Origin of the sequence: Pseudomonas chlororaphis subsp. aurantiaca (assembly GCF_013466605.1) — a bacterium.
Lineage (GTDB): Bacteria > Pseudomonadota > Gammaproteobacteria > Pseudomonadales > Pseudomonadaceae > Aquipseudomonas > Aquipseudomonas chlororaphis_I.
Genome location: NZ_CP059162.1, coordinates 3,670,679 through 3,683,082 on the forward strand (window position 1 = coordinate 3,670,679; position 12,404 = coordinate 3,683,082).

Annotated in this window: 11 protein-coding genes; 7 read left to right on the forward strand and 4 right to left on the reverse strand. The window is 59.6% G+C overall.

What is annotated here, in order from left to right; genetic code table 11:
- Position 1: 1 nt before the first annotated feature.
- From H0I86_RS16680 to H0I86_RS16695, 4 genes are all read right to left on the reverse strand, one after another.
- Positions 2 to 1,648: a thiamine pyrophosphate-dependent enzyme gene (locus H0I86_RS16680; RefSeq protein ID WP_180921319.1), complete on the reverse strand. Its 1,647-nt coding sequence runs from the start codon at positions 1,646 to 1,648 to the stop codon at positions 2 to 4.
- 18 nt (positions 1,649 to 1,666) lie between these two features.
- The gene (locus tag H0I86_RS16685) at positions 1,667 to 3,070 is read right to left on the reverse strand and encodes an amino acid permease (RefSeq protein ID WP_180921320.1); all 1,404 of its coding nucleotides are present in this window, start codon (positions 3,068 to 3,070) and stop codon (positions 1,667 to 1,669) included.
- 224 nt (positions 3,071 to 3,294) lie between these two features.
- Positions 3,295 to 4,248 (reverse strand): LysR family transcriptional regulator, encoded by a 954-nt coding sequence (locus tag H0I86_RS16690; protein ID WP_180921321.1) that lies wholly within the window; start codon positions 4,246 to 4,248, stop codon positions 3,295 to 3,297.
- Positions 4,249 to 4,253: 5 nt separating this feature from the next.
- Positions 4,254 to 4,973, reverse strand: coding sequence for a B3/B4 domain-containing protein (locus H0I86_RS16695; protein ID WP_180921322.1), 720 nt, complete (start codon positions 4,971 to 4,973; stop codon positions 4,254 to 4,256).
- A 233-nt stretch (positions 4,974 to 5,206) separates the two neighbouring features.
- Here H0I86_RS16695 and H0I86_RS16700 point away from each other — a divergent pair, with 233 nt between their 5' ends.
- The 7 genes from H0I86_RS16700 (at position 5,207) to H0I86_RS16730 (ending at position 12,363) form a co-directional block, all read left to right on the forward strand.
- Positions 5,207 to 6,130 carry an AraC family transcriptional regulator gene (locus tag H0I86_RS16700; protein WP_258019330.1) on the forward strand — a complete coding sequence of 308 codons (924 nt, stop codon included), beginning with the start codon at positions 5,207 to 5,209 and terminating at the stop codon, positions 6,128 to 6,130.
- A 227-nt stretch (positions 6,131 to 6,357) separates the two neighbouring features.
- Positions 6,358 to 7,080 carry an SDR family oxidoreductase gene (locus H0I86_RS16705; protein WP_180921323.1) on the forward strand — a complete coding sequence of 241 codons (723 nt, stop codon included), beginning with the start codon at positions 6,358 to 6,360 and terminating at the stop codon, positions 7,078 to 7,080.
- A 434-nt stretch (positions 7,081 to 7,514) separates the two neighbouring features.
- Entirely contained in the window at positions 7,515 to 7,784 is a 270-nt protein-coding gene (locus H0I86_RS16710) for a hypothetical protein (RefSeq protein ID WP_009049031.1), read from the forward strand.
- 250 nt (positions 7,785 to 8,034) lie between these two features.
- On the forward strand, positions 8,035 to 8,205 hold the full coding sequence (locus H0I86_RS16715) for a hypothetical protein (RefSeq protein ID WP_180921324.1): 171 nt from the start codon (positions 8,035 to 8,037) through the stop codon (positions 8,203 to 8,205).
- Between the two features lie 73 nt (positions 8,206 to 8,278).
- On the forward strand, positions 8,279 to 8,746 hold the full coding sequence (locus tag H0I86_RS16720) for a (2Fe-2S)-binding protein (RefSeq protein WP_180921325.1): 468 nt from the start codon (positions 8,279 to 8,281) through the stop codon (positions 8,744 to 8,746).
- Complete coding sequence (locus H0I86_RS16725; protein WP_180921326.1) at positions 8,746 to 10,995, forward strand: xanthine dehydrogenase family protein molybdopterin-binding subunit; 2,250 nt, start codon at positions 8,746 to 8,748, stop codon at positions 10,993 to 10,995. The genes H0I86_RS16720 and H0I86_RS16725 overlap by 1 nt, the downstream gene beginning before the upstream one ends.
- 15 nt (positions 10,996 to 11,010) lie before the next feature.
- Complete coding sequence (locus tag H0I86_RS16730; RefSeq protein WP_180921327.1) at positions 11,011 to 12,363, forward strand: c-type cytochrome; 1,353 nt, start codon at positions 11,011 to 11,013, stop codon at positions 12,361 to 12,363.
- Positions 12,364 to 12,404: the final 41 nt, after the last annotated feature.

The window sequence follows — 12,404 nt, forward strand, 5'->3', positions numbered from 1 at the left end:
TTCAGTTGGTGAAAGTTGGGTGTAGAAATGTCCACGGACTCGTATCACCACCGCGAGGAACTATCACCTCGATCAGGACGGGCTTATCCGCAGCGAATGCATGCTCCAAAACAGGGTGCAGCTGAGCTGGGGAGTTGACGCGGTATGCCTCGACACCGAACGATTCAGCGAATTTAACGAAGTCAGGGTTTACCAATTCGGATCCGAGCAACCGACCGCCAAAGCTCTCCTGCTGATCCCGGTAAACGTTCCCGAAGGCGCTGTTGTTGAAAACAATGGTGACCAGGTTCAGTTTGTACTGCACAGCGGTTGCCAACTCTTGGGCTGCGAACATGAAACCGCCATCACCGCAGATGGAAACGACAGCTTTGTCCGGATGGGCAGCCTTCACACCGAGCGCAGTAGGGAATCCAAAGCCAAGCGTGCCTTGGTGACCGGAGGTAACCAAAGTGCGAGGTTTATAAACCGGAAAGCCAAAGATGGATGTGAATCCGACTTGGGAGATTTCCTCGATGAAGAAGCCATCGCGTGGCAGAACCTCGCGGATAACTCGCAGGTAACTGAGTTGAGGTTGCACAGCCTGGATAGCATGCTCTGCAGCGGCCTTGGCTTCGGCAATTTCCACATCCCGATGTAGAGGTGGGCCTACTCGTAGAACCGCTTCGGCGAGCGCCTTGGATGCCTCGCCAGCATCGGCGACCAAGTTAACTTCTGCACTGATTCTGCGAACTTCTGCTGGGTCGATATCGATGCGGATCAGCTTCAGCCCAGCAGGACGGTGCCTCCAGCGAATGTCCAGCAACTCGAATCGGGAACCGATAACTACAGCCACGTCAGTTTGCGGCCACAACCGGGCGCCTGCGGCGACTGTGAACCCTAAAGGATGTTCGTCGCTCACAACGCCCCGCCCGCCCCTGAAACTGACCACTGGTGCCCCCAAAACCTCGGCCAGTTGGTTGACCTCGGCACCGGCGTCCAGGGCTCCAGAGCCTACGAAGATCATCGGCGCCTTTGCCTTGCTCAACAAATCTGCAGCACGATCGACCGCGTCGGTATCCACAGGCGGAGTCGGCTTCAAGCCGATAGGCTGTTGAGGCAAAACAGTGGCCGACTTGGTGAAAAAGTCCCACGGTGCCTGGAGAGATACCACACCAGGGCGCCCGGACAGCATCTCTTGAAAAGCACGTGCAACTTGCCAGGGTGCGTCTGCAGGCTGCTCGATATGAGCCGCCCACTTTCCGACGCTTCGCAGAATTTCTAATTGGCGCGGGAGCTCATGCAATTGACCACGTCCGCGATCCTTGAACGCGCTCATGACGTCGCCGGTGAGCGCCAGAACTGGTGCATTACAGCCATGGGCGGTCAACATCGCAGCACTGGAGTTGAGAATTCCGGGCCCGGGAACCACAGTGAAAACGCCTGGTTTACCGGTGGATCGAGCATATCCAAACGCCATGTAAGCACTGGTCTGCTCGTGCCGGGCACCAAAGATCCGCAAGCTATCGGCATTACGGGCAAGTGCGTCGGTGAGGCCATAGATTTGAGCACCAGGGAGTGCAAAAACCGTATCTACACCATGCGCCTTGAGGCTTTGAACCAAGGCATCACCACCGGTCATTGTTGCCGGAGAGCTCTTATCAGTTTTCATATAGTACCTATTGCGGTTTTATTCGTAGCTAACTTTATGGGGCACGCCTGTTTGATGTTTTCTGTAGCTTGCATATACCAAAAGAAGCCAGAGCGGGATCAACCATACGGCGATGCGAATTGCCGGAATGAAGGCCATAACGACCAGCAGACCAATAATGAAGGCGATACAAAGGTAATTGCTGAATGGATGAAGTGGGGATTTGTACTCTAGCCCCGGACCATTCTCTGACTTTGCCTTCCTGAACTTCAGGTGCGTATAACTTGTGAGAAGCCAATTAATAACAGTCGCTGAGACGGTCAGAGACATCAGGACTTCCATTGTCCCATTTGGCGAAAAATAGTTCAGGATGACGGCCGCTCCTGTCACCAGCGAAGTCGCAATCAGCGCGTTTACAGGTACTTGATTACCATTGAGCCTGGTAAGAGGCTTAGGAGCCTGATTTTGCTCAGCCATTGAAAACAGCAAGCGTGTATTGCAATAGATAACACCGTTATAGACCGACATCGCTGCTGTCAAAACAACTAAATTGAGTAGGTGAGCCGCCAAGTCACTGCCCAGCAGGCTCAAAATTTTGACGAACGGGCTTGCACTATAAGGATCACCAGCTTGATCCAGGGAAGCCACAAGGATATCCCAGGGGCTTAGCGCTAAAAGAATAGTAAGGGCCGCAATATAAAATATGCCAATCCGATACAGAACTTGGTTGATGGCACGAGGAATGGTTTTCTTAGGTTTTTTTGCTTCGCCAGCGGTAAAGCCAATCATCTCCAAGCCGCCAAACGCGAACATGATGAAAGGAAGAGCCATCAATAGTCCGCCAAAACCATTCGGGAGGAAGCCACCGTGCGACCACAGGTTCGCGACAGAAGCCCCCACCGGCTGAACGGGGCCGAAGAGCAGCCAGCTACCAAATCCAATCATGGCGATGATCGCGAGAACCTTCACTAACGCGAACCAGAACTCCACTTCTCCATAGACGCGAACATTCAGCAGGTTCATGCCATTTACGATTAGAAAGAAGCAGGCAGCCGTTGTCCATGTTGGAATCTCCGGCCACCAGAACTGGATATACTTACCGATTGCTGTCAGCTCGGCCATTCCAACCAGAACATAGGCGGCTATATAGTTCCAGCCAGTTAGGTAACCTAGAAAGCCACCGCAATATTTTCGAGCAAAATGACTAAGTGATCCAGACACTGGCTCATCGACTAACATCTCGCCCAGTTGTCGCATAATCAGGAACGCGATCATACCTGCGAAGGCGTATCCAATAAGAAGCCCTGGCCCGGCTGACTTTATTACCCCTGCACTGCCAAGGAACAAACCAGTGCCGATAGCCCCACCCAGTCCAATCATTTGGATGTGACGATTCGATAGGCCGCGCGAAAGCTCGGGCCCAGAACTCTGAATTCTGCTCATATTATTCTTCTCAGTTATCATCATCCCAGATAGCAACCACTGAGGTGCTAGGCGAGACGTAATTTCGGCAGGTATAAAGAGGGTAAGAAATACCCATGATTATGATCGTTTGGGTCTCTATGTATCGAATTGCCCGTGGCAAGTCGATGAGGCTTTACATTACCATCATGACGCTTTGCAGACAGCCACCACACCTGCATAGTTACTATGCAGGTTCTGAATAATTACAAAATTTTGCCATGCGGAAGATGATTGCCAGGGCTGAGAAATTGAGACCCTCGACAATGTTGATAAACGAATTGCCGGAACCATTGTTGCTCAGCTGAGGGTTGGGTACGACTGTGCCAGACGACCCAATAACGAAACTGATGTTCAATAAAAGATAGAGGCCGGAAACAGATCTCGGCCTGTTCACTCCATCTGCGTGCAATGTGTTCTGGCAATGTCAGCAGGGCGTCACTTTGCTGAAGAACGCCCAGAGCAGCTGAATAGTACGGAACCGACAATTTAAGATTACGAGTGAGTTGCTGTTTGCGCAGATAGGCGTCTACAAAGCCGTCTTTATCGCCGCCAACCGTAATCTTTATATGCGGCCAGGCAAGATAGTCCCGTTGGCTTACGACGGAAAACGAGGCAAGAGGATGGCCCGAACGCATACAGCATACGGCAACGTCCTCCCCGATGATGCGACCATGGTAGTCCGCCGGCGTTTCGTCAATCATGCTGGTAATCAGATCGACCCTGCCACTCGATAGCCAATCGAAACGGTTGGCCTGCCAAGTGCGAAAATCGATATTGACATCAGGGGCAACGCTGGCAAGGTCTCGTAGCAAGTCAGGAAGAATGTACTGTGCAACGTAGTCGGACCCAGCCAATATAAAACGCCGATTGCACGTAGCGGGTGAAAAAACAGCAGGTGAACTGATGCTATCGATCCGCTCCAGCAAATTCTTAAGCGGCTCAAGCAATTGATCCCCGCGTTCCGTCAATGTGTATTCTCGCCCTTGACGAACCAAAAGAGGATCGCCCAGCACCTCACGGAACAGAGCCAGGTGTCGACTGAGAGTTGATTGGCTGGTACCCAGAATTGTCGCCGCCCGGCTGAGATGAGGCACCTCCAGGATTGTTACCAGCGCCTTCAATTGTGAAATGCTGAGGTTATCGAAGGCGGGGCTCATAGATGCTATTCCAGGCTGATACTAATAGACGGATTACCTGCATCCAGTATCGCGTAGCCAACGCACTCCCCACCACAGTAGCGACTCACCAAGTGGGTCAAATCAGCAATGGCCGCCCTCACCTCTGCGTTGGTGCTGGGAAGTAGGCCATCGATATCAAAAAATACAAAACTGGTCTCAGGGAGGGTACGAGTGTCCGCTGCCTGCCGCCATGTCCAGCGGCGGGTGAGGATACGATTGGTTGTCGCCAGGACGATCTCGTCAGGTGAGATGGGCTCGGGCTCTTTACCGGGTTCCGCAAGAAATCGATCTAGAGGGTTTGCCTTGCGCAACTCTATATTCTGCGAACGGGTGGTAATCGGGTGTACCCCAGCTGGCAGGACATATCGCAACGAAAGAAGGTTGCCGATATCGACCAATGTATTGATGTCAGGAAGGGAGTCCGGTTTGAGTACACGGCGGCTGAGAGCCTCAATGGAGCTTCGATGCTCGGAAGGCTTAGCCCCAAATTGACGATAAGCATCTCGCCACGCTGCAATGTGTGGATGCTCAGCTGGGTTGCCCACGATTTTCTGTCGCAGGGCTGCCTCGCTATCGCGGAGCTGCTGAGTGACTTCGGGTTGCTGCTTAGTGTTGTCGAGGTTGCGAAAAACAACCACACCACGGCAGTAGTCAGGGTGAGCCTCGAAAATTCCCGAATGGATGCTGTACGAAAAAACTGTCACAAAAGCTCCCTGTGATCTAGGACATTACCCTTGAATATACTCGCTGGGTACGCCGAACACTCGCCCACTTTCTGCAACGCAGCTATTCAGGATTCGAATAGTCGCTCGCGACATCTACGCTTGGGAGCACACCCGTAAGCCCCTGACTACAAGTTGTGGGTGATGTGATGTGACTCTACCCAAGCGCAGCCCCCCGCTGCCGATCCTCGATCAACGCCTCGACATCCGATATCTTGTCCTTCCGTCGCTACTGCGCGTTGCTGGAGCTCTGCCAGCAGAGCTCCAGCAACGCGTTGTTCGGCCTGGAGTATGGGCTCTACCAGGGGATCGATGTCTTTGGCGATATTTTCTACCTGATCCACAACACCAGGACCGTCGGTGATGCGCTGTTCGAACTGCGGACCCACTACGGGTTTTACAACGGCGCGGCGCAAATCGGCCTGGATGTCGTCGACGGCATGGCACTCCTCAGCTATCGGGCCGGTGAACAGGCCGTTCCCGGACTGCCCCAGGCAGAAGAGCTGGCCTGTGGTGTCGGCCTGCGGCTGATGCGCACCCTGGCAGGTGGAGACTGGCAACCCAAGGCGGTGCTGCTTCGCCACCCTCCCCTTGGCGATGAGTCGGCCTATCGGCGGGCGCTGGGTATTACGCCGACGTTCGCCGCAGCCCACACCGGGCTGCTATTCGACGCCTCGGTGCTGGCGCTGCCACTGAGTCTTGCCGATGAAACCCTGCACCAACTGATGGCTGAACATCTGAGCGGCATGGAGCGCCTGGCCGCGGACGAAATGCCGGGCTACGTCAGACAATTGCTGCGCAACCTGTTGCCCAGCGGTCGGGCCACGATCGAGCGGGTTGCCGACTGCATGGCGATAAACCCACGCACACTGCAGCGCCGCCTGGCGCAGGAAGGCACCTCCTTCCAGCGACTGCTGGATGAAACCCGCCAGGGAATGGTGCACAACTACCTGAAAATCCCCTCGATCAGCATGACCCACGTGGCGCAACTGCTCGGCTACGCCGACGTCAGTACCTTTTCCCGAGCATTCAATCGCTGGTTCGGCATGTCCCCGTTGGAATGCCAGAAGCAGCTGGGGTTACGCAGACAGCCATTTCTGCTTCAGGGCCGCTTGAGTGATCGGCAAAGCCGACCATGAATATTGCTTTTTAAGTCCAGATGAATTCCACCAGGGGTGGTTTATCGTCACGGCACGCCTCAATAGAGTATCCAGGCAGGGGCGACAGCGGCTCTCCTGATTATTTCTGGACCCGACATTAATCGCCTCGTATTGCATCGACTGCAGCCATCGCGAATACCACATCCTGGTGATGAACCTGTCCCCTCCCCTGATCCCGGATGTTGCCGGGTGTTTGGAGCACCGCAATGAAAACTCGTACTTTCCTTATCACCGGTGCCAGCAAGGGTATCGGCCGTGCGCTCGCGAACCAATTGTCCCAAGCGGGCCACCATGTGGTCGGCATCGCTCGCAACGGCAACGACCCGCATTTTCCCGGTACCCTTGTTTCCCTCGATCTGGGCGACCGGGAGCAGACCGGAAAAACGCTGGCGGGGCTGGTTTCACGTTATGCCTTCGATGGTTTGATCAATAACGTTGGCCTGGTGCGCCCGCAGGCACTGGGCGATATACAGCTCGACGATTTTGATGAAGTCATGCGGATCAACCTGCATAGCGCCTTGCAGGCAACGCAAGCTTTGCTGCCGGGGATGCGCAATCGAGGTTGGGGAAGGATCGTCAACCTCTCCAGCCTGACCATCCTGGGGATCCCGCACCGCACCGCCTATGCCGCAGCAAAAGCCGCGCTGGTCAGCTTCACGCGCTCCTGGGCGTTGGAGCTGGCAACCAGCGGGATCACCGTCAACGCCATTGCTCCAGGCCCCACGGAAACCGAGTTGTTCCGCGCCGGGAATCCGCTCGGCAGCGACGGTGAAGCACGTTACCTGGCGAGCGTTCCCATGGGCAGGCTCGGTCAGCCGGATGAAATCGCGGCGGCCATCGCCTTCCTGCTATCGGAACAGAGCGGCTTTATCACTGGCCAGACATTGTTTGTCGATGGCGGAGCGTCCATTGGCAAATCGACTTTCTAACGACAATTCCTGTGGCCGTTCGTAGCTAATAGCCAACGCCTTACAGCTCGCACAGCCAAATGCGCACAGACTTTCCGCCGATGCCTGATAGCTTAAGGCCATCCAGCGGCATGCCCCCATAAGCAGGGCTGCTGCGGACAAGACATGGAGGTCTGGCAGTCATCGTTCATCGAAGGCTGTTTCTATCAGGGACAAGGATCTGAAGCCGGCGACTACCACCCCATCCTCCATGACCCGACATTCGCGCCCGCCACTTGCTGGCCTGCAGTGCGCGATATGTGCAGTACGTGCCGGTGCTCTCCCAAACGCCCTGTTCCACGAGGAACAGCGCTGGGGAAAACCACCCGGCACAATGGATTCCGGAAACCATTCAATAAACGGGGCGGACTCCGAAAAGCCAGACGAGTAGGAACTTATATATGGAGATATATCGTATGTCGGCTCAAGAGAACTTTGTTGGCGGATGGACTCCTTATCACAAACTGACCCCAAAGGATCAGGAAGTATTCAAAGAAGCCCTGGCCGGGTTCGTGGGTGTGCAGTACACGCCTGAACTGGTTTCGACCCAGGTCGTCAACGGCACGAACTATCGCTATCAATCGAAAGCGACGCTGCCGGGCTCGTCGGAAAGTTGGCAAGCGGTAGTGGAAATCTACGCGCCTATCAAAGGCAAGCCACACATCACCCAGATCCACCGGATCTAAGCAGGGATCAAACCCATCGGGTCGCGCACCAGTTGTGCGGCCCGATGGTTCATCGCGACGCTCTCCCTCCTGGCCCTCCTCCTAAGCAACCGCGCCATCCCCCTACCTTGTGCAGTCGCTCCAGCCAGCCAAGCCCCCCGCTTTTGCGCAATCCTCTGGAATACTTGCCTGATCCTCTGAGCTTGCCGGGTATCGGATAGGAAACCCTTTCCCCCTGGGCTAGAGTTCCGATCACTAGGAGCCAGCCGCCATGACCCACGCCAGCGCCGGCCAGGCATCGCCCCTGGCACACACCCTCGACACCTCCGCGCATTTTCTCGTTATCTCACCGGGCCTGCCGGCCAACTCCAATGTGCTTGCGGCCAGCCCGGCGCACGGGGCAGCGGCTTGGCGTACCTGCGCCTTTACCCGCGTTTCTTGACCAAGGAGGCGCCTCGTAGCGCCTCCCTGAAGAAAAAACAACGACACACCAACCGATGATCAGCAGGTGAGCCATGGAACTACGAATCAACCAGAAGACCTATCAGGTCGATGCCGACGCCGACACGCCGTTGCTGTGGGTGATCCGCGATGACCTGGGCCTGACCGGTACCAAGTACGGCTGCGGCCTGGCCCAGTGCGGCGCTTGCTCCGTGCTGGTGGACGGCAACGTGGTGCGCGCCTGCGTCACCCCGGTGGCGGGGGTGGTCGGCCGCGAGGTCACCACCATCGAGGCGATCGAAACGGACGAGGTCGGCAAGCGCGTGGTGGCCGCCTGGGTCGAGCACCAAGTGGCGCAGTGCGGCTACTGCCAGTCCGGGCAGGTGATGGCGGCCACTGCACTGCTCAAGCACAGCGCCACGCCCAGTGATGCGCAGATCGATGCGGCGATGGTCAACCTGTGCCGCTGCGGCACCTACAACGCCATCCGTACTGCCGTGCATGACCTTGCCGCACAGCCTGCCAAGAAGGAAAGCGCCTGATGAACAAGCCCATCGACTCCGCTGAAGACCTCCCGGGCCTGCCGCTCGACGAGCCAATCAACCTGTCCCGCCGGCGCTTTCTGACCGGTACTGCCGTAGGTGCACTGGTACTCGGTTTCGGCCTGCCGCTTGGCTCGGCCCGGGTTCTGGCCGCCACGGCGACCGCCGCGGAACGCGGGACCAAGGTCCCGGCATTTCTCGAGATTCGCCCGGACGGCACCGTGTGCCTGCTCAGCCCCTTCATGGAAGGCGGACAAGGCACCCACACCGCCATGGCCCAGATCGTCGGCGAAGAGCTGGATGCCGATCCCGCCACCTTCCTGGTCGAGAGCGCGCCGCCTGGCGAAGCCTACGTGGTGATGGAGAACGGTATGCGCATCACCGGCGGCAGCATGTCGGTACGCATGAGCTACCCGACCATGCGCCGCCTGGGCGCCCTCGCCCGCACCATGCTGCTGCAGGCCGGCGCCGAACAGCTGGGCGTCCCGGTGGCCGAGCTGTCTACCGAGCCTGGCCGGGTGCTGCATGCCGCTTCCGGTCGCTCGCTGGGCTACGGTGAGTTGGCCGGTCGTGCCCTGGATATGCCGGTGCCCGACCCGGCCAGCATCACCCTGCGCGACCCGAGCCAGTTCCGCTGGATCGGCAAGCCGGTGCGGCGCGTCGATGCCTATGAAAAATCCACCGGCAAGGCGCTGTACAGCATCGACCTGAAGGTCGACGGCATGCTCCACGCCGCCGTGCAGCACGCGCCGCGCCTGGGCATGACCGTGGGCAGCCTGCGCAACGAGGCGCAGGTCAAGGCCATGAAAGGTGTGCACTCCGTTCACCAGTTGCCCGGCGCGGTGGCGGTGGTCGCCGAACGCTGGTGGCACGCCAAACGCGCGGTGGAAACCATCCAGGTCGACTGGCTGGAAGCGGCGGCCGATTCGAAGGTGCGGACGATGCCCGCCGGTTTCTCCAGCGATGCGTTCCGCGATTTTCTCGCTGCCCAGCAAGGCCCGGCTCGCGACGACGAGAACGAAGGCGATGTGGTCGCCGCCCTGGCCAGCGCCAAGACCCGGGTCGAAGCCACCTACCACAACCAGTACCTCAACCACGCCCAGCTGGAGCCGCCTTCGGCCCTGGCGCGCTTCAATCCCGACGGTTCGCTCGAGGTCTGGCTGCCCAACCAGGCGCCGGACATGTTCCGCGACGACATCGCCAGGCGCACCGGCCTTGCCCCCGCGCAAATCACCCTGCACTCGCCGCTGCTGGGCGGTTTTTTCGGCCGGCATTTCCTCTATGACTCGGCCAATCCCTACCCACAGGCCATCGCCCTGGCCAAGGCCGTCGGCCGTCCGGTCAAGCTGATCTGGAGTCGCGAGGAAGAGTTCGTGCGCGATGCGCTACGCCCTGTCGCCGTGGTCAAGTTCCGCGCCGCGCTGGACGCCGAAGGTTTGCCGGTGGCGATCGAAGCGGTGAGCGCCACCGAAGGCCCCACCGAAGCCATCGCCGGCAAGCAGGGCGAAAAACTCGACCCCACGGCCCTCGAAGGGCTGTCGGGCAAGTCCTACGCGATTGCCAACAAGCGCATCGCGCAAATCTACGTCAAGGGGCCGGTGATGCTCGGCTACTGGCGTTCGGTGGGCAACTCGCTCAACGATTTCTTCTACGAAGCCTTCCTCGACGAACTGGCAGACAAAGGCGGCCGCGATCCGTACGAGCTACGCCAGCACCTGCTGCGCGACAACCCGCGCCTGACCACACTGTTGCAGGCGGTGGGCGAACTGTCCGGCGGCTGGAAGCGTGGCCCGTTCACCGCCGAGGACGGCACTCGACGCGCCCGCGGCGTGGCCATGGCCTCGCCGTTCGGCTCGCACACGGCGGTAATCGCCGAGGTCTCGATCGAAGGCGGCCAGGTCAAGGTCCACGACATCTGGCAGGCCATCGACCCGGGGAGCATCGTCAATCCGGCGATCGTCAAGGCGCAGGTCAATGGCGCCGTGGCCCTGGGGTTGTCCCAGGCGCTGGTGGAAGAAGCGGTCTACGTCAACGGCAAGCCACGGGCGCGCAACTACGACCTGTACCCGATCCTGCCGCCTTCACGCATGGCGCGGGTGCATGTACGGATTGTCGAGAGTGGCGAAAAGATGGGCGGCATCGGCGAGCCCCCGCTCCCCGCGGTGGCGCCGGCGGTGGCCAACGCGGTGGCGCGGCTGACCGGCCAGCGCATCCGTAGCCTGCCATTGAGCCGATACACCTTCAGCTAACGACAAGGACTGCCCATGAATAACAGCCGATTCGCAAGAACCGCAGGCTGGCTGGCCTTGCCGTGCCTGGTCGCGGCAGGCCTGCTGGCCTGGTATGTGACCCGCCAGCCCGCCTCGCCCTTCGAGCAGGAACAGGCCGCGGCGGCCAGCTTCGACCCCGCCCTGGTGAGCCGCGGCGAGTACGTCGCCCGGGTCAGCGACTGCGTGGCTTGCCACAGCCTGCCGGGCAAGGCGCCGTTCGCTGGCGGCCTGGCAATGGCCACGCCGCTGGGGGCCATCCACGCCACCAACGTCACCCCCGACCGGGACGCCGGCATCGGCGCCTACAGCCTGGCCGACTTCGACCGCGCCGTACGCCATGGCGTCGCCCCGGGCGGCCGGCGGCTCTACCCGGCCATGCCCTACCCGTCCTACGTCAAGCTCAGCGACGATGACATGCGCGCGCTGTACGCGTTCTTCATGAAAGGCGTGCAACCGGACAGCCAGCCGAATGTCCCCAGCGCTATCCCCTGGCCGCTCAATATGCGCTGGCCCATCGCGCTGTGGAACGGCCTGTTCGCCCCGACCACGCCCTACGCGGCCAAGCCCGCCGAGGATGCGCTGTGGAACCGCGGCGCCTACATCGTCCAGGGGCCGGGCCACTGCGGCAGTTGCCACACCCCGCGCGGCCTGGCGTTCAATGAGAAGGCCCTGGACGAATCCGGCGCGCCGTTCCTCGCCGGCGCCCTGCTCGACGGCTGGTACGCACCGAGCCTGCGCCAGGATACCAATACCGGTTTGGGGCGCTGGAGCGAGCCGGAGATCGTGCAGTTCCTCAAGACCGGGCGCAACAAGCATGCAGTGGTCTACGGCTCGATGACCGAGGCGTTCAACAACTCCACCCAGTTCATGGCCGACGAGGACCTGGCCGCGATCGCCCGCTACCTCAAGTCGCTGCCCGGCGATCCGCAGCGCGACGGTACGCCCTGGCAGTACCAGGCGGTGTCCGCCGCCACCCGTCCGGACAGCCCCGGAGCCCACACCTACGTGACCCGCTGCGCCTCCTGCCATGGCCTGGACGGCCAGGGCCAGGCCGAGTGGATGCCGCCTTTGGCGGGAGCTACTTCAGCCCTGGCCAAGGAGAACGCATCGGCGATCAACATCACCCTCAACGGCTCGCTGCGCGTGGTCGCCGCCGGCGTACCGGATGCCTACCGCATGCCGGCCTTTCGCGAGCAGTTGTCGGACCGGGAAATCGCCGAGGTCCTGACCTTCGTGCGCGGCACCTGGGGGAACCAGGGTGGCGCGGTCGATGCGCAAGCGGTCGGCAAGCTGCGCGGACATACCGACCCGGCCAGCAGCAGCCCGATCATCCTGCACATGCGCTGAAAGCAGGGGCTCGCAGGCAATCCCCCTCCACCCGGATCGGG